Source organism: Pseudomonas sp. 13159349, from assembly GCF_013305685.1.
In the GTDB taxonomy this organism is placed as follows: Bacteria; Pseudomonadota; Gammaproteobacteria; order Pseudomonadales; family Pseudomonadaceae; genus Aquipseudomonas; species Aquipseudomonas asiatica.
The window spans coordinates 483,543-500,621 of the sequence record NZ_CP045553.1 but is presented as its reverse complement, the minus strand read 5'-3'; the positions used below and the strand labels follow the sequence as shown (position 1 = coordinate 500,621).

General features: G+C 64.0%; 14 protein-coding genes. 9 read left to right on the top strand and 5 right to left on the bottom strand.

What is annotated here, in order from left to right; genetic code table 11:
• Positions 1–3 precede the first annotated feature (3 nt).
• From GEV38_RS02220 to GEV38_RS02185, 8 genes are all read left to right on the top strand, one after another.
• Positions 4–798, top strand: a complete 795-nt coding sequence (locus tag GEV38_RS02220; RefSeq protein WP_054573692.1) for a carbon-nitrogen hydrolase family protein — start codon at positions 4–6, stop codon at positions 796–798.
• A gap of 159 nt (positions 799–957) precedes the next feature.
• Positions 958–3,258, top strand: a complete 2,301-nt coding sequence (gene pqqF, locus GEV38_RS02215) for a pyrroloquinoline quinone biosynthesis protein PqqF (protein WP_054573691.1) — start codon at positions 958–960, stop codon at positions 3,256–3,258.
• Positions 3,259–3,416: 158 nt separating this feature from the next.
• Positions 3,417–3,488 carry a pyrroloquinoline quinone precursor peptide PqqA gene (gene pqqA / locus GEV38_RS02210; protein WP_003243383.1) on the top strand — a complete coding sequence of 24 codons (72 nt, stop codon included), beginning with the start codon at positions 3,417–3,419 and terminating at the stop codon, positions 3,486–3,488.
• 78 nt (positions 3,489–3,566) lie between these two features.
• Complete coding sequence (gene pqqB / locus GEV38_RS02205) at positions 3,567–4,478, top strand: pyrroloquinoline quinone biosynthesis protein PqqB (protein ID WP_024086143.1); 912 nt, start codon at positions 3,567–3,569, stop codon at positions 4,476–4,478.
• A gap of 153 nt (positions 4,479–4,631) precedes the next feature.
• Positions 4,632–5,387 carry a pyrroloquinoline-quinone synthase PqqC gene (pqqC, locus tag GEV38_RS02200; protein ID WP_003255592.1) on the top strand — a complete coding sequence of 252 codons (756 nt, stop codon included), beginning with the start codon at positions 4,632–4,634 and terminating at the stop codon, positions 5,385–5,387.
• Positions 5,384–5,659: a pyrroloquinoline quinone biosynthesis peptide chaperone PqqD gene (pqqD, locus tag GEV38_RS02195; RefSeq protein WP_004375207.1), complete on the top strand. Its 276-nt coding sequence runs from the start codon at positions 5,384–5,386 to the stop codon at positions 5,657–5,659. The genes pqqC and pqqD overlap by 4 nt, the downstream gene beginning before the upstream one ends.
• The gene (gene pqqE, locus GEV38_RS02190) at positions 5,631–6,791 is read left to right on the top strand and encodes a pyrroloquinoline quinone biosynthesis protein PqqE (RefSeq protein ID WP_015268706.1); all 1,161 of its coding nucleotides are present in this window, start codon (positions 5,631–5,633) and stop codon (positions 6,789–6,791) included. Before pqqD ends, pqqE begins: the two co-directional genes overlap by 29 nt.
• Positions 6,757–8,580 carry a S9 family peptidase gene (locus GEV38_RS02185; RefSeq protein WP_054573690.1) on the top strand — a complete coding sequence of 608 codons (1,824 nt, stop codon included), beginning with the start codon at positions 6,757–6,759 and terminating at the stop codon, positions 8,578–8,580. The genes pqqE and GEV38_RS02185 overlap by 35 nt, the downstream gene beginning before the upstream one ends.
• Positions 8,581–8,712: 132 nt before the next feature.
• Here GEV38_RS02185 and GEV38_RS02180 read toward each other — a convergent pair whose 3' ends face one another.
• Both GEV38_RS02180 and GEV38_RS02175 read right to left on the bottom strand, forming a co-directional pair.
• Positions 8,713–8,871 (bottom strand): YqaE/Pmp3 family membrane protein, encoded by a 159-nt coding sequence (locus GEV38_RS02180; protein WP_009681539.1) that lies wholly within the window; start codon positions 8,869–8,871, stop codon positions 8,713–8,715.
• A 153-nt stretch (positions 8,872–9,024) separates the two neighbouring features.
• Positions 9,025–10,305 carry an aspartate aminotransferase family protein gene (locus GEV38_RS02175; RefSeq protein ID WP_015268704.1) on the bottom strand — a complete coding sequence of 427 codons (1,281 nt, stop codon included), beginning with the start codon at positions 10,303–10,305 and terminating at the stop codon, positions 9,025–9,027.
• Positions 10,306–10,513: 208 nt separating this feature from the next.
• Here GEV38_RS02175 and GEV38_RS02170 point away from each other — a divergent pair, with 208 nt between their 5' ends.
• Positions 10,514–11,437, top strand: a complete 924-nt coding sequence (locus tag GEV38_RS02170) for a LysR family transcriptional regulator (RefSeq protein WP_004375209.1) — start codon at positions 10,514–10,516, stop codon at positions 11,435–11,437.
• 356 nt (positions 11,438–11,793) lie between these two features.
• Here the strand turns inward: GEV38_RS02170 and GEV38_RS02165 are convergent, their stop codons facing one another.
• The 3 genes from GEV38_RS02165 to GEV38_RS02155 form a co-directional block, all read right to left on the bottom strand.
• The gene (locus GEV38_RS02165) at positions 11,794–13,572 is read right to left on the bottom strand and encodes an acyl-CoA dehydrogenase C-terminal domain-containing protein (protein WP_054573689.1); all 1,779 of its coding nucleotides are present in this window, start codon (positions 13,570–13,572) and stop codon (positions 11,794–11,796) included.
• 123 nt (positions 13,573–13,695) lie between these two features.
• Positions 13,696–14,979, bottom strand: coding sequence for a diguanylate cyclase (locus GEV38_RS02160; RefSeq protein ID WP_039613233.1), 1,284 nt, complete (start codon positions 14,977–14,979; stop codon positions 13,696–13,698).
• A 269-nt stretch (positions 14,980–15,248) separates the two neighbouring features.
• Positions 15,249–17,054, bottom strand: a complete 1,806-nt coding sequence (locus tag GEV38_RS02155) for a phenylacyl-CoA dehydrogenase (RefSeq protein WP_054573688.1) — start codon at positions 17,052–17,054, stop codon at positions 15,249–15,251.
• Between the last annotated feature and the right edge of the window lie 25 nt (positions 17,055–17,079).

The following is a 17,079-nucleotide window of genomic DNA, read 5'->3' as shown; positions in this document are numbered from 1 at the left end:
AGCATGCGTATCGCTCTGTTTCAGGGCTCGCCCAAGCCACTCGACGAGCCCGGCAACCTGCAACGGTTGCGCCACCAGGCGCAACTGGCGGCCGAACGCGGCGCCAGTTTGCTGGTGTGCCCGGAGATGTTCCTGACCGGCTACAACATCGGCCTGGCCCAGGTCGAGCGCCTGGCCGAGGCCGCCGATGGCCCGACGGCCATGGAGGTGGTGGAAATCGCCCAGGCGCACCGCATCGCCATCGTCTACGGGTATCCGGAGCGTGGCGATGATGGCGCGATCTACAACAGCGTGCAGTTGATCGATGGTCACGGCCGCAGCCTGAGCAACTATCGCAAGACCCACCTGTTCGGCGAGCTGGACCGCTCGATGTTCAGCGCAGGTGCCGATCACTTCCCGGTGGTGGAGCTGGATGGCTGGAAGGTCGGCCTGCTGATCTGCTACGACATCGAGTTCCCGGAAAACGCGCGACGCCTGGCGCTGGACGGTGCCGAGCTGATCCTGGTGCCGACTGCGAACATGTCGCCGTACGACTTCATCTGCCAAGTGACCGTGAGGGCGCGGGCGCAGGAGAATCAGTGCTACCTGGTGTATGCCAACTACTGCGGCTCGGAAGACGAGATCCAGTATTGCGGGCAGAGCAGCATCGTCGGCCCGGATGGCAGCCTGCTGGCCATGGCAGGGCGAGACGAGTGCCAGTTGCTGGCGGAGCTGGAGCATGAGCGGGTGGTACAGGGGCGGGCGGCGTTTCCTTACCTGAGCGATCTGCGCCAGGAGCTGCACCTGCGTAAGGGCTGACAGGGGCCGCTGTGCGGCCCATTCGCCGGCAAGCCAGCTCCCACCTCGACCGCACCGGTTTCAAGGCATGTGCATTCCCTGTGGGAGCCGGCTTGCCGGCGATAGGGCCAAGCCTGCCAACACAAATGGGTTAGCATGAACACCTGCCCCGGAGTTTCCATGCCTGACGCCACCCGCCACCTCACCCTCGCCAACGGCCTGCAGCTGACCCTGCGCCACGCCCCGCGCCTGAAGCGCTCGGCCGCGGCCCTGCGGGTGCACGCGGGTAGCCACGACACGCCGACCAAATGGCCCGGCCTGGCCCACTTCCTGGAGCACCTGTTCTTCCTCGGCACCTCGCGCTTCCCTCTCGACGACGGCCTGATGCGCTATGTGCAGGCCCTCGGCGGCCAGGTCAATGCCAGCACCCGCGAACGCACCACCGACTTCTTCTTCGAGGTCCCGCCCAGCGCCCTGGCCGGGGGGCTGGAGCGCCTGTGCCAGATGTTGGCCGAACCAGACCTGGGCATCGAGCGCCAACGCCGCGAACGCGAAGTAATCCATGCCGAGTTCATTGCCTGGTCGCGCAACCCTCAGGCCCAGCAGCAGTTCGCCTTGCTGCAATCGGCAGCGCCCGGCCATCCATTGAGCGCTTTTCATGCCGGTAACCGGCACACCCTGGCCTTGCAGGACCCTGCCTTCCAGCAAGCGCTGGGTGGCTTTCACCAGCGCTTCTACCAAGGCGGCCAGGTCACCCTGAGCCTGTGCGGCCCGCAACCGCTGGATGAACTGGAATTACTGGGCCGGCAGCATGCCAAGCTGTTCGCAACAGGTGAACGGGTGCCACAAGCTCTGCCACCGCCTTTATCGGCGACCGACACGCACCTGCTGTTCAGCCACGAAAACCTGCCGGCAGGTACCGAGCAGGCCCTTGAGTTGCTCATCGCCTGCCTCGGCGATAGCCGCCCGGGCACCTGGCTGCATGCGCTTCGCCAGCGTGGCTGGCTGCAAGGCTTCAAGGCCGAGGCGCTGTATGCCTTCGCCGGGCAGTTGCTGTGGCACATTGACCTGAAGCTGAGCGAGGACGCCTGCCCAGAGGAAGCCGATGCCCTGTTGCAGGGCTGGTTCGGCTTCATCCGCCAGGCCGCCCCTGAGCAATTGAGTGCCGAATTCGAGCTGCTGCAGCAAAGCCGCGAACGCAGTGCCAGCGCGCTTGAGCTGGCCCGCCGGGACAGCGCCGGCCAGCCGTTCAGCGGTTTGGACACACAAGGCTTGCAGGCGCTCCGTGCCCTGCTGGAAGGCCTGCCGGGCCGCGCACATGGGCATTGGCAACTACCCGCAGTCGACCCCTTGCTCCTGGCCGACTTGCCTGATGCCAGGCCGCACCCGCTGCCAGCGGTACTGAAAGTCAGCGACCAGCTGCCTGGTGCTCGTCAGTACGCGGCGCTGTACCTGCGCTGGCATGTCCCTTCGCCGTTGCGCCAGCGGCTGCATGCGCTGCTCGAACGCGCCTTGCACCCCCTGCAGGAGCGCTGCGAGCGCGTATCGGTGCAGTTGCAGTTCAATGCCGCTGGCGAATACTGGCAACTTCGCTGCGCCGGGCTGCCGGCAGCGGTACTGCGCACTGTAGACCAAGCCTTGGCGCTGATGCGCAAGCCCCCGGCAGGCAGCTGGCTGCCCAGTTCGACGCAGCCTCCGGCACTGATTCCCATCCGGGCCCTGCTCAAGCAGCTGCCCGACGCCGTGCTGGGCGCCACGCCTGCACCTCCTGCGGCCTGCACCCTGGCACAGACGCATCTCGACAAACTGTGGCAGCAAGCACGCTGGCACAGCCTGGCTGCCGGCTTCGACGATGGCGCCCTGAACGCATTGGGCACCGTGCTGCAGCACTGCCCTGGGCAAGGCTCAGCGCCTGGCCCTCTGCCCGCCTTAGCCAACCACCGTTGGCAACATGCCGAAGTACCCGGCAGTGAGCATGCCCTGCTGCTGTTCTGCCCACTGCCAGCGGCCATGGAAGCCGCTGGCCGCCTGCTCGCGCAGTTGCTGCAAGGGCCGGTTTACCAACGGCTACGGGTAGAACTGCAACTCGGCTATGCGGTATTCAGTACCTTTCGTCAGGTAGAGGGTGTCGGCGGCCTGCTGTTCGGGGTCCAGTCGCCTCATGCCAGCCAGGTACAGATCCTCGACCACCTGCTCGCCTTGCTGCGCCAGGGCGTTACCCTGGCCCCTGCCGCTCGTCAGGCCCTGGCCAGGCAATTCGATGAACCGGCGATGGGCAACGCCGAAGTCGCCGAATGGGCGTGGCAGACATTCCTGGCCACACAACCCGGCAGGCTGGATGCGCTGCGCAGGTCTATCCTGAAAACGCGGCAGACGGATATGGACCAGTTGCTGAACCACTTGCTCGATAAAGATTCCACTTGGCTATGCCTTGCCAACGCAGTCGCACCAGATACTTCCTGGCTGGGTTCAAACCCATGATTGTTACGAAAACCGCAACGGAGTTTTCGAATAATTAACCTTTCGGTACAAATTTTTCTTGTAAGATAGCGCAATCCCAGCCATGGGAACCTCCAGCAAATGGCGGTACCCAAGTAGTAGCTGACAAACCCACCCCCTCATCCGGAAGGAGTAATTCCATGTGGACCAAACCTGCATACACTGATCTGCGCATCGGCTTCGAAGTCACCATGTACTTCGCCAACCGCTAAGCCCGGCTTACGGTTCAACGCCTCGGCCTGCCGGGGCGTTTTCGTTTTTTCGCTACGGTTTCTGCAGAGAGAGTGGCCATGTACATCCAGGTTCTCGGTTCCGCCGCCGGCGGCGGGTTCCCCCAGTGGAACTGCAACTGCGTCAACTGCAAGGGCTTGCGTGACGGCACCTTGCGGGCCACGCCGCGCACCCAGTCCTCCATCGCCCTGTCCGACGATGGCGTGCACTGGGTGCTGTGCAATGCCTCGCCCGACATCCGCGCCCAACTCCAGGCCTTTGCCCCGATGCAGCCGGCCCGTGCCCTGCGCGACACCGGCATCAACGCCATCATCCTGCTGGACAGCCAGATCGACCACACCACTGGCCTGCTCAGCCTGCGCGAAGGCTGCCCGCACCAGGTGTGGTGCACCGACATGGTCCACCAGGACCTGACCACGGGCTTTCCGCTGTTCAACATGCTCAGCCACTGGAACGGTGGCCTGCAGTGGAACCGCATCGAGCTGGAAGGCAGCTTCGTCATCGACGCCTGCCCCAACCTGCGCTTCACCCCGTTCCCCCTGCGCAGCGCCGCGCCGCCCTACTCGCCGCACCGCTTCGACCCGCACCCGGGCGACAACCTTGGCCTGCTGGTCGAGGACACCCGCACCGGCGGCAAGCTGTTCTACGCCCCGGGCCTGGGCCAGGTGGACGACAAGCTGCTGACGATGATGCATGGCGCCGACTGCCTGCTGGTCGACGGCACCCTGTGGGAAGATGATGAAATGCAGCGCCGTGGCGTGGGCACCCGAACCGGCCGCGAGATGGGCCACCTGGCGCAGAACGGCCCCGGCGGCATGCTGGAAGTGCTGGATGGCTTCCCGCGCCAGCGCAAGGTACTTATCCACATCAACAACACCAACCCGATTCTCGACGAAGACTCGCCCGAGCGTGCCGAAGTGCTGCGCCGGGGTGTGGAAGTGGCCTTCGATGGCATGAGTATCGAGTTGTAACAGCCAGATCGCACAAGCAACACAGGCCCTGTGGGAGCGGGTTCACCCGCGAAGAATCCCACACAGTGTATGGCACCGGCTTCGCCGGTGTTCGCGGGTAAACCCGCTCCCACAGGGATCGCGCCGAGACTCAGCTATACAGGAGCCAGCCGAATGAGCGACGCACTGCCAATGTCCCCTGCCGAATTCGAGCAGGCCCTGCGCGCCAAGGGCGCCTACTATCACATTCATCACCCGTACCACGTGGCGATGTACCAGGGTCGCGCCACCCGCGAACAGATCCAGGGCTGGGTAGCCAACCGCTTCTACTACCAGGTCAACATCCCGATGAAGGATGCCGCGATCCTGGCCAACTGCCCGGACCGCGAAGTACGCCGCGAGTGGATCCAGCGCCTGCTCGACCACGATGGCGCGCCCGGCGAGGACGGTGGTATCGAAGCCTGGCTGCGCCTGGGCCAGGCCGTGGGCCTGGACCCGGACCAGCTGCGCTCCCAGGAGCTGGTACTGCCCGGTGTACGCTTTGCCGTGGACGCCTACGTCAACTTCGCCCGCCGGGCCAGTTGGCAGGAAGCGGCCAGCAGCTCGCTGACCGAGCTGTTCGCCCCGCAAATCCACCAGTCGCGCCTGGACAGCTGGCCGCAGCACTACCCGTGGATCGACCCGGCCGGCTACGAATACTTCCGCACCCGCCTGGGCCAGGCCCGGCGTGACGTGGAGCATGGCCTGGCGATTACCTTGCAGCACTACACCACCCGCGCGGGCCAGGAGCGTATGCTGGAGATACTGCAGTTCAAGCTGGATATTCTCTGGAGCATGCTCGACGCCATGAGCATGGCCTACGAGCTGAACCGCCCGCCCTATCATTCCGTCACCCAGGAACGGGTGTGGCACAAAGGGATCACCCTATGAGTTTCGACCGTAATCAAGTGCCAGCCTGGCGCCCCGGCTACCGCTTCCAGTACGAGCCGGCGCAAAAGGGCCATGTGCTGCTGTACCCCGAGGGCATGATCAAGCTCAACGACAGCGCGGCCCTGATCGGTGGCCTGATCGACGGCCAACGCGACGTTGCCGCGATCATCAGCGAACTCGAACAACAGTTCCCCGGTGTCCCGGAAGTGGCCGATGACATCGAGCAGTTCATGGAGGTGGCCCGTGCCGAACACTGGATCGTCCTCGCCTGAGTTACCGCCCACGCCCGCAGTCGGCCTGCCGCTGTGGCTGCTGGCCGAGCTGACCTACCGTTGCCCGCTGCAGTGCCCGTACTGCTCCAACCCACTGGACTTCGCAGCCCAGGGCCAGGAGCTGAGTACCGCACAGTGGTTCAAGGTGATGGCCGAAGCCCGGGAAATGGGTGCCGCGCAAATCGGTTTCTCCGGCGGAGAACCGCTGGTACGTCAGGACCTCGCCGAACTGATCGGCGAGGCCCGCCGGCTGGGCTACTACACCAACCTGATCACCTCGGGCATCGGACTGACCGAGGCGCGCATCGCCGACTTCAAGAAGGCCGGCCTGGACCATATCCAGATCAGCTTCCAGGCCAGTGACGAGCAGGTCAACAATCTGCTGGCCGGCTCGAAGAAGGCCTTTGCGCAAAAGCTGGAAATGGCCCGTGCGGTGAAGGCCCATGGCTACCCGATGGTGCTCAACTTCGTCACCCACCGGCACAACATCGACAAGATCGACCGCATCATCGAGCTGTGCATCGCCCTGGAAGCCGACTTCGTCGAGCTTGCCACCTGCCAGTTCTACGGCTGGGCCCACCTCAACCGGCTGGGCCTGCTGCCAACCCGCGCGCAGCTGGAACGGGCCGAACGCATCACCAACGAGTATCGGGAAAAGCTCAAGGCCGAGGGCAACCCGTGCAAGCTGATCTTCGTCACACCGGACTACTACGAGGAGCGCCCCAAGGCCTGCATGAATGGCTGGGGCAGCCTGTTCCTCACCATCACCCCGGACGGCACCGCCCTGCCCTGCCACGGCGCGCGCCAGCTGCCGGTGCAGTTCCCCAACGTGCGCGACCACGACCTGCACCACATCTGGTACGACTCGTTCGGCTTCAACCGCTTCCGTGGCTATGAGTGGATGCCCGAACCCTGCCGTTCCTGCGACGAGAAGGAAAAGGACTTCGGCGGCTGCCGCTGCCAGGCCTTCATGCTCACCGGCGATGCCAGCAACGCCGACCCGGTGTGCGCCAAGTCGGCCGACCACGGCATCATCCTCAAGGCCCGCGAGGAGGCGGAAAGCGCCCAGCTCACCATTGAACAGATGACCTTCCGCAATGAACGGAACTCCCGTGTCATCGTCCGCGGCTGAGTTCAGCGCGGCCCAGGCAGTTGCCGCCGGCACCGACTTCGCCGAACTCAAGGTCAGCGCCGCGGGGCTGTTCTGGAACGAGTTTCGCCCGGCCGATGGTGCCTGTCGCATCTGGCACTGGCAGCACCAGCAGGCCCGCTGCCTGACACCTGATGGCTTCAGCGTACGTAGCCGGGTGTACGAATACGGCGGTGGCAGTTTTTGCCTGGGTGGTGATGGGCTGCTGTTCGTCAATGAAAAGGACCAGCAGGTCTATACCCAGACCCTGGAAGGCGCGGTACCGCGCGCCCTGACTGATGATGCCAGCTGCCGCTACGGCGATGTGCAGTGGCACGACGGCCTGGTGCTGGCGGTCGAGGAGCAGCATGGCGAACGGGTCGAGCATCGCTTGGTCGCCCTGTGGGAACAAGCTCGCGAAGTGCTCGCTGAGGGGGCCGACTTCTATGCCTCACCTACGGTGAGTACCGACGGCCAGCGCCTGGCTTGGGTCGAATGGGACCGCCCGGCACAACCCTGGACCGTCACCAGGCTGATGTGCCGCACACGTGATGCAAGTGGCCACTGGGGGCCCGCGCAATGTGTGGCCGGCGCTGACGAATCGCTGCAGCAGCCGCGCTTCGATAGCGAAGGCCGACTCTACTGCCTGTCTGACCGCAATGGCTTCTGGCAACCCTGGGGCGAGGTCGATGACTGCTGGCAGGCCCTGCCTGCCGAGCCCGCGGACCACGCTGCGGCGCCCTGGCAACTCGGCGCCAGCACCTGGTTGGCACTGGGACAGCAAAGCTATCTGGCCAGCTGGTTCGAAGACGGCTTCGGGCAACTGGGGCTGCGTACTGCCGATGGTAGCCTGGAGCGTTTCGCCAGTGCCTACACGCGTTTTCGCAGCCTGGCCATGGATGCCGAACACCTGTTTGCCATTGCCGCCTCGCCGATCAGCCCGCCGGCGGTCATCGCCATCGCCCGCAGCAACCACGAGGTCAGCGTATTGGCTGGTGGCGCCGAAGTGCTGCCGGCAAGGCATATCAGCCTGCCGCAGTCGATCCACTACGGCAGTGACGGTCATCGCGCCCACGGTTTCTTCTACCCGGCAGCCCGGTCGCAAGGAGCCGCACCGCTGGTGGTGTTCATCCATGGCGGCCCGACCTCGGCCTGTTATCCCGTGCTCGACCCGCGCATCCAGTACTGGACCCAACGCGGCTTCGCCGTCGCCGACCTCAACTACCGGGGCAGCTCCGGATATGGCCGGGAATACCGCCAGGCCTTGCACCTGCGCTGGGGCGAAAGCGATGTGGCCGATGCCTGCGCAGCGGTGGAATACCTGGCCGGACGCGGGCTGATCGATGGCCGCAAGGCGTTCATCCGTGGCGGTAGTGCGGGCGGCTACACCACCCTATGCGCCCTGGCGTTCCATGATGTGTTCCGCGCCGGTGCCAGCCTGTACGGGGTCAGCGACCCGGTTGCCCTGGGCCGGGCCACCCACAAGTTCGAAGGGGACTACCTGGACTGGCTGATTGGCGACCCGCTGCAGGATGCCGAGCGCTATCGCCAGCGTACGCCGCTGCTGCATGCGGGGCAGATCAAGGTACCGGTGATTTTCTTCCAGGGCGAACTGGATGCGGTGGTGGTGCCGGAGCAGACGCGGTCGATGCTGGCGGCGCTGCAGGCTAACGGGATCGAGGCTGAAGGGCACTTCTACGCGGGGGAGCGGCACGGGTTCCGCAAGGCGGAAAACCTGGCGCATGCGCTGGAAGAAGAATGGAAATTCTATTGCCGGGTGTTGGGGGGCTGAGATTCTGGGGCCGCTTTGCGGCCCATCGCGACACAAGGCCGCTCCTACAGGGATCGCACAAGCCCGAATGTGGCGCTGTACCTGTAGGAGCGGCCTTGTGTCGCGATGGGCTGCAAAGCAGCCCCAAAAATCTCAGCGCTTGGCGATGATATACACCGCATGCACGATCCCCGGAATGTACCCCAGCAAGGTAAGCAAGATGTTCAGCCAGAACGCCCCGCCAAACCCCACCTGCAGGAAAACGCCCAGCGGCGGCAGGATGATGGCGATGATGATGCGTATAAAGTCCATGCGAGTCTCTCCTGAAGGGGTTACATCAGAGACTAGCCGCCCGCCACAGAGGTTCAACAGGCAAAAAAAAACGCCCCGGGCCGAATGAAACAGGCCTAGGGCGATGCGCAGGAACGCCAGACGGTTCGTAGAATTCTCGATGTCACCAGGCCGCTAGGCTGGCATTTCGCGGCGGGCCTGCTGCTGGGCATGCAGGCGGGCAAAGGCACGGGCAAGGCGCAGCAGCATTTCGTCGATGTTGCCCTTGCTCACGGTCAGCGCTGGCGAAAAACGCACCACATCCGCCTGCGGTGCGTTGAGCAACAGGCCTTCGTGCAAGGCAGCCGCCACCAGCTGGCGGGCCAGGTTTTCTTTCATCTGCAGGGCCCACAGCAGGCCTTGCCCGCGCACTTCGCCCTGGCCATAGCGCCCGGCCAGCCGGCTCAGGCCTTCACGCAGGTGGCGGCCGTTGTCCCGCACCTGGGTGAAGAAGCCAGGCTCCAGCACGGTATCCAGCACGGCCAGGCCGGCAGCGCACATCAGCGCGTTGCCATGGTGGCTGCCTTCCAGTTCGCCAGGCTCGGCGCAGCACGCCGTGCCCCGGGCCAGCAAGGCCGCCAGCGGCACGCCACCGCCCAAACCCTTGCCCAGCGTGATGATATCGGCGCGCACGCCGTAGGTTTCCTCGGCCAGCAGCGCGCCACAGCGGCCAATGCCGGTCTGCACCTCGTCGAGGATCAGCAGGATGCCCAGTTCGCGGCACAGCGTTTCCACACCCTTGAGGTATTCCTGCGTGGCCGGGATGACACCCGCCTCACCTTGGATCGGCTCGAGCATGATCGCCACGGTGCGCGAGTCCACCTCGGCGTGCAGCGCCGCCAAGTCGTTGAATGGCACCTTGCTGAAGCCAGGCAGGCCCGGTTCGCAGCGGTTGCAGGGCAGCGGGTCGGACGCTGACAACGCGCCCAGGCTGCGGCCATGGCAGGCCTGGGTGGCGGTGATGATGTGATAGGCGCCGTTGCGGTGCAGCTGGCCCCACTTGCGCGCCAGCTTGATCGCGCCTTCGCAGGCTTCGGCACCGCTGTTGAGCAGGTAGGCCTGGTCGCTGCCGGTGCTCTGGCACAGGCGGTTGACCAGCCCCAGCAGGCCACGGCTGTGGAAGCCCGAGCCCGGGTTGATCAACGCCTGGGCCTGGCTGCCCAGCGCCTTCGCCAGCACACTGGGGCTGTGGCCCAGGCTGTTGACTGCACCACCCTGGGTGAAGTCCAGGTAGGCATGCCCTTCGTTGTCCCACAACCAGGAGCCCTGGCCACGCACGAATACCTGCGCTGCGCGTTCGGTGCTGGGCATCAGGCGCTCACGCGACAGCTGCGGCGCTTCCGGCGCGATCACCGGCGCACGCTTGGGCTCGGCGACGGCGGCAGGGGCCGGGCGGCGCAGGTTGAACAGGTTCATCAGGGCTCCAACCAATCACGACAGGGGCGGTCACGGTGCGGCTTGGGTGCGGCACTCGATATTTTGCCTTGCCTATCAAAAGTGTTTTTCATCCGGGGTAACAATCGATCGATTCATCGCTGTAACCCTCTGGAATACGGCGATAGACTAGGCCTCGCGAGGGGTTTCGACCATTTCGTTTTTCCAGCATTTTCGATAAGTATCACTTATGGATTTCCGCCAACTGCGTTATTTCGTCGCGGTGTATGAAGAAGGCCACGTGGGCCGCGCCGCCGAGCGCCTGTCGCTGTCCCAGCCAGCGCTTTCCCAGCAGATACGCCAGCTGGAGCACAGCCTCGACCTGAGCCTGTTCGAACGCAGCAACAAGCGCCTGCTGCCGACTCTGGCCGCCCACACCCTGTACAACCACGCCCTGCCGTTGCTCGACGGCCTGCAGCGCGCCCACGAGGCCATGCGCAACTTCAAGGGCCAGTCGCTGCGTACCTTGGCCATCGGCGTGCTGCAGACCGTGCGGCCGAGCCTGGTGCCGCAGCTGCTTGAACGCCTGCGCAGGGCACAGCCGCACCTGGTGGTGCAGATCTACGAATTGTCAGGGCTGGAGATCGAACGGCGCTTGCTCAATGGCAGCCTGGACATCGGTATCAGTTACCTGCCGCCACGCCAGCCGGGGCTGCATGGTCTGCTGCTCTATGAAGATGAACTGCAACTGGTCATCCCCGCTACCCACCCGCTAAAGGACTTCAAGAAGGTGTCCATTCGCCAGGCCGCCGAGCTGCCCATGCTGATGCTGGGCGAGGAATTCCAGATCCGCCAGATCTGGCAGGCGCAACTGGCCAGCCAGGGGCGTCGGCCGCAGGTGCAGGCAGAGATGAACAACATGGCGGGGATTCTCGACAGCCTGGCCCATACCGCGCTGGCCACCATCCTGCCGGGGCGGGCCAAGGAGGCCGCCGAGGATGACCAGGGGCTGCTGTGGAAGCCATTGAGCGAGCCACGGGTACCGCTGAAGGTTGGCTTGGTGTTCCGCGATGCCCAACGCCAGCAGGCATCTGTGGAGCTGCTGCGCACGCTGCTGGAGGAAGAGACGGACGCCCGCCTGTTGGGTGCATCACCGCTGGATGTGCTGGGCTGAAAAAACACGCGCACAAAGAAAACCCCGCCGAAGCGGGGTTTTCCAGACTGTTTCCCTGTGACATCCGTATCGCCCCGCCATCCTGGCAGGTGTCCTTCGTCGTCATCCTTGATCTGTCCTTTGCGCTTCCTGCGCAACGTCCATGTGGTAAAGAATAACCGTGGATCCAATCTGAGAACAGTGGTGAAAAGTCACCACGTTGTGTAGGAAAAGGCTTACACGACAGGGGCCGCTTTGCGGCCCATCGCGACACAAGGCCGCTCCTACAGGGGAACGCATAGCCATTCGAGCTTGCGCGGTACCTGTAGGAGCGGCCTTGTGTCGCGATGGGCTGCAAAGCAGCCCCCCAAAATCCCTCAGAATTGCTCGGCATCCAGCAGGTACAACGACTCACTCCCCGCCTTCACCGAAGCCACCAGCGAATCCACCCGCGGCAGCAACCGCGCAAAGTAGAACTGCGCCGTACCCAGCTTGCCCGAATAGAACGCTGCATCCCCCTCACCCGCCTGCGCCGCCCGCGCCATCAATGCCCACATGTAGGCATAGGCGACATAACCAAAGGCATGCAGGTACTCGACAGAAGCCGCGCCAATCTCGTTCGGGTTGCCCTTGGCCTGTTCCAGCACCCACTCGGTCAGCCCGTCGAGCTGATCGAGACAGGCACCCAACGGCTTGGCAAATTCATCCAGCTCGCTACCTGCGCTGGCAATGAACTGGCGAATCTCGTCGGAGAACAGCCGGTAGTACGCCCCGCCACTGGCCACCACCTTGCGCCCCATCAGGTCGAGGGCCTGGATGCCGTTGGTGCCTTCGTAGATCTGCGTGATACGCACATCGCGCACCAGTTGCTCCTGCCCCCATTCGCGAATGTAGCCATGCCCGCCGAACACCTGCTGGCCGTGCACCGCGCACTCCAGGCCCAGGTCGGTGAGGAAGGCCTTGGCAACCGGCGTCAGCAGTGCCACCAGTTCTTCGCTGCGCTTGCGCACGGCGGTGTCTTCGCTGAACTTGGCACTGTCCAGCTGCATGGCCACGTAGCTGGAGAAGGCACGGCCACCCTCGATCAGCGCCTTCATGGTCAACAGCATGCGGCGCACGTCCGGGTGGACGATGATCGGGTCAGCGGCCTTGTCCTTGGCTTGTGGCCCGGTCGGGGCGCGGCTCTGCAGGCGGTCGCGGGCGTACTCCACGGCATTCTGGTAGGAGCGCTCGGCCGAGGCCAGGCCCTGGATACCAACGCCAAGGCGCTCGTAGTTCATCATGGTGAACATGGCCGCCAGGCCCTTGTTCGGCTCACCGACGATATAGCCGACCGCTTGATCGAAGTTCATCACGCAGGTGGCCGAGGCCTGGATACCCATCTTGTGCTCGATCGAGCCGCAGGTGGCCGGGTTGCGCGCCCCCAGGCTGCCGTCTTCATTGACCAGGAACTTCGGCACCAGGAACAGCGAAATGCCTTTCGGCCCCGCTGGTGCGTCCGGCAGCTTGGCCAGCACCAGGTGGATGATGTTCTCGGTCAGGTCGTGCTCGCCGCCGGTGATGAAGATCTTGGTGCCGCTGACCTTGTAGCTGCCGTCGGCCTGGGGCTCGGCCTTGGTGCGGATGATGCCCAGATCGGTACCGGCGTGCGGCTCGGTCAGGCACATGGAGCCGGCCCACACGCCGGCGTACATGTTTGGCAGGTACTTTTCCTTCAGCGCTTCACTGGCGTGGGCGTTAATCGACAGACAGGCGCCAGCAGTCAGCATCGGGTACAGGCCGAAGGACAGGCTGGAGGCGTTGACCATTTCCTCGACCTGGGCCGAGATGACCTTGGGCATGCCCATACCGCCGAACAACGGGTCGCCACCCACACCCACCCAACCGCCTTCGGCGTAGGTTTTGTACGCCTCGATGAAACCGGCTGGGGTACTTACTGCGCCGTTTTCCCAGTGACAGCCCTCTTCGTCGGCGGCACGGCTGAGCGGTGCGATGGACTTGGCGGTGACCTTGCCGGCTTCTTCCAGCACGGCCATGGCTGTGTCGGCATCGACAACCTCGGCCAACCCGGGCAACTGCGCCCACTGCTCGGCCACGTTGAAGACTTCATTCAGTACGAAGCGCATGTCGCGCAGGGGCGCTTTATATTCAGCCATGACAACCTCTCGCTAGTCGGGTCGGAGCGGTCTCGGGGAACCGCGACACTGGGTTGCAGCCAGTGTAACCGAACAACTTTTACGAGACATAGGGTCATCAATAGACCGTATAGTCTAACTCGGTCACGCCGTGCGCACCGCCCCTCGCTGCGCTTGTTGCCCATGTACCATGACACAATTGCGCCCTGCGCCCTTGGCGCTGTACAGCGCCTGGTCAGCGGATTTCAGCACCGCTTCGGGGTTACGATGATCGGCCTGGCGCTCCGCCACACCGATGCTGATGGTGACCGAAACCGTACCCCCACTGCTGCCCGCCCGCCGCTGGCGCCCGGCGGTATCGTCCTGCGGGCGGTTGTGCTGGTCGCGCAGGTGCATCACGTAGTTGGCGATCATTTCGCGCACGGCTTCCACATGGGGCACGCATTCCTCGGCGGTCTTGCCGGCAAACACCAGAGCGAACTCCTCGCCGCCATAGCGGTAGGCACGGCCCCCCCCGGTAACCTTGGACAGGCGGCTGGCAACCAGGCGCAGCACCTGGTCGCCGACATCGTGGCCGTGGGTGTCGTTGAATTTCTTGAAGTGGTCGACATCGGTCATGGCGATCACATAGTTGCGTCCCAGGCGCTGCATGCGCTCGTTCAGCGCACGGCGCCCCGGCAGGCCGGTCAGTTCGTCGCGGAAAGCCATCTGGTAGGCCTCGTGCGCCACCGCTGCGGCGATCATCAGCATGACCTGGCTGCACATGATGTTCAGGGTAAACGGCAGGATGAAGGTTTGCGGCAACATCCAGAAGATGCCCAGCAGGCCCATCACCTGCGCAGCGTGCAGCGGCCGTGGTGCACGCAGGTATTGCACCACCAGCAGGATGAACACGCCGAGGAACAGCGGATAGACCATCTGGATCAGGCTCATCCACTGGCCATGCAAGGTTGGCCAGCGGATTTCCGCCAACCAGGTCAGTAGTGCTTGGGGGTAGCTTTGCTCCAGGGCCACCGCCACGCTACCCACGGCGAACAGCACGGCGCCACGGGCGACCAGGTCCTGCAGCAGGTGGGTGCGCTCCTGCCAGGCACCATACAGCCCGAACAGGGCGGGTAGCAGCAGGCACACGAGGTGGAAGATCACCGCCGCGTCCTCGCGAACGCGGCCATGGTCACGGTAGAAGTCGGTCTGGGTGTCGAGCAGGTAGTAGGCGATGTACACCGTGAGCATCAGGAACAGCTCGCGCTGGCGACGGTACACCGCACAGTAGGCGCCACCCAGCAGCAGGACCAAGGTGGGCAGGACGTTGAACAGCGATGTGAAAAAGACACTGAGGTCTCTCACATAGGCCGCGGCGAGTCCTGCCAGCAAAAGAATCAGCGAAGGCAGGAAGTGACTCGCGCGAACAGCGTTAAAACGAAACAAGGGTAATCTCCAACCCGGCAGATCAATGGTGGCATTGTGCCCTTACTTCATCGGCAGTGCACATGAACAGTTGAATATCGAATCAGACGCTTTTCCTTGTAGGAGCAGCCTTGTGCTGCGAAAAGGCCGCAATGACAAAAGATTTTCTGTGGCAGCTATGGCCTCTTCGCAGCACAAGGCTGCTCCTACAAAGAGATAGGCATCAGGCCGCAGAATGAAAAAACCCGCCTGCCGGTGAAGGCAGACGGGTTTCGTGTACAGCGGCAGGATCAGTACGACAGGCCGAAGTGTTCTTCGTCCATCGCCATCAGGTTGTTGGCACCCGACAGCATGGTCGCCACATGGGTACGGGTACGCGGCAGGATGCGCTGGAAGTAGAAGCGCGCGGTCTGCAACTTGGCGGTGTAGAAGGCTTCTTCGCTGGTGCCGGCAGCCAGTTTCTCCGCCGCCAGGCGGGCGATGTCAGCCCAGAAGTAGGCCAGGCAGGCGTAGCCGGAATACATCAGGTAATCGACCGAGGCCGCACCCACTTCTTCGCGGTCCTTCATGGCGGCCATACCCACTTTCATGGTCAGCTCGCCCCATTCCTTGTTCAGCGCCGCCAGCGGTTCGACGAACTCCTTGACCGCTTCGTTGCCTTCCTGCGCCTGGCAGAACTTGTGCACGATCTTGGTGAAGCCCTTCAGCGCTTCGCCTTGGGTCATCAGCACCTTGCGGCCGAGCAGGTCCAGGGCCTGGATGCCGGTGGTGCCTTCGTACAACATGGAAATGCGGCTGTCCCGTACGTTCTGCTCCATGCCCCATTCGGCGATGAAGCCGTGGCCACCGTAGATCTGCACGCCATGGTTGGCGGCTTCGAAGCCGACCTCGGTCATGAACGCCTTGGCGATCGGGGTCAGGAACGCCAGCAGGGCATCGGCCTTCTTGCGCTCTTCTTCATCCTGGCTGTACTTGACGATGTCCACCTGCTTGGCAGTGAAGTACACCATCGCGCGGTTGCCTTCGGCGAAGGCCTTCATGGTCAGCAGCATGCGACGCACGTCCGGGTGGACGATGATCGGGTCAGCAGCCTTGTCCGGTGCTTTCGGGCCAGTCAGGGAGCGCATCTGCAGGCGCTCACGGGCGTACTTCAGGCCACCCTGGAACGCGACTTCGGCGTGGGCCAGGCCTTGCAGCGCGGTACCCAGGCGAGCGGTGTTCATGAAGGTGAACATGCAGTTCAGACCTTTGTTAGCCGGGCCGATCAGGTAGCCGGTAGCGCCGTCGAAGTTCATCACGCAGGTGGCGTTGCCGTGGATACCCATCTTGTGTTCGATCGAGCCGCAGCTCACGCCGTTGCGCTCGCCCACACCGCCTTCGGCGTTGGGCAGGAACTTCGGCACGATGAACAGCGAGATGCCCTTGGTGCCAGTCGGTGCGTCCGGCAGGCGGGCCAGGACGATATGGACGATGTTGTCGGCCATGTCGTGCTCACCGGCCGAAATGAAGATCTTGGTGCCCGACACCTTGTAGCTGCCGTCGGCCTGTGGCTCGGCCTTGGTGCGCAGCATGCCCAGGTCGGTACCGCAGTGCGGCTCGGTCAGGCACATGGTACCGGTCCACTCGCCGGATACCAGCTTGGTCAGGTAGGTGTGCTGCTGCTCGGGGGTGCCGTGCGCAGAGATGGTGTTCATCGCGCCATGGGACAGGCCCGGGTACATGCCCCACGACCAGTTCGCACCGCCGACCATTTCGCTCAGCGCCAGGCCCAGCGACTCCGGCAGGCCCTGGCCGCCGTGCTCGACGTCATGCGCCAGGCTCGGCCAGCCGCCTTCTACGAACTGTTCGTAGGCCGCTTTGAAGCCGGTCGGGGTTTTAACGCCCGACTCGCTCCAGGTGCAGCCCTCCTGGTCACCCACGCGGTTCAGCGGCGACAGCACCTGCTCACAGAACTTCGCGCCTTCTTCGAGGATCGCGTCGACCATGTCGGGCGTGGCGTCCTGGCAACCCGGCAGGCTCTGATAGTGCGCCTCATAGCCGAGCAGCTCGTCGCGAACGAAGCGGATATCACGCAAGGGGGCTTTGTAATCAGGCATTGCGATGAACCTCTAGGTGAGTTCT

Excerpts from the sequence above, each read along its gene's own strand:
- GEV38_RS02220 (WP_054573692.1), top strand. The coding sequence starts at position 4 with ATGCGTATCGCTCTGTTTCAGGGCTCGCCCAAGCCACTCGACGAGCCC.
- pqqF (WP_054573691.1), top strand. The coding sequence starts at position 958 with ATGCCTGACGCCACCCGCCACCTCACCCTCGCCAACGGCCTGCAGCTG.
- pqqB (WP_024086143.1), top strand. The coding sequence starts at position 3,567 with ATGTACATCCAGGTTCTCGGTTCCGCCGCCGGCGGCGGGTTCCCCCAG.
- pqqC (WP_003255592.1), top strand. The coding sequence starts at position 4,632 with ATGAGCGACGCACTGCCAATGTCCCCTGCCGAATTCGAGCAGGCCCTG.
- pqqD (WP_004375207.1), top strand. The coding sequence starts at position 5,384 with ATGAGTTTCGACCGTAATCAAGTGCCAGCCTGGCGCCCCGGCTACCGC.
- GEV38_RS02185 (WP_054573690.1), top strand. The coding sequence starts at position 6,757 with ATGAACGGAACTCCCGTGTCATCGTCCGCGGCTGAGTTCAGCGCGGCC.
- GEV38_RS02180 (WP_009681539.1), bottom strand. The coding sequence starts at position 8,871 with ATGGACTTTATACGCATCATCATCGCCATCATCCTGCCGCCGCTGGGC.
- GEV38_RS02175 (WP_015268704.1), bottom strand. The coding sequence starts at position 10,305 with ATGAACCTGTTCAACCTGCGCCGCCCGGCCCCTGCCGCCGTCGCCGAG.
- GEV38_RS02170 (WP_004375209.1), top strand. The coding sequence starts at position 10,514 with ATGGATTTCCGCCAACTGCGTTATTTCGTCGCGGTGTATGAAGAAGGC.
- GEV38_RS02165 (WP_054573689.1), bottom strand. The coding sequence starts at position 13,572 with ATGGCTGAATATAAAGCGCCCCTGCGCGACATGCGCTTCGTACTGAAT.
- GEV38_RS02155 (WP_054573688.1), bottom strand. The coding sequence starts at position 17,054 with ATGCCTGATTACAAAGCCCCCTTGCGTGATATCCGCTTCGTTCGCGAC.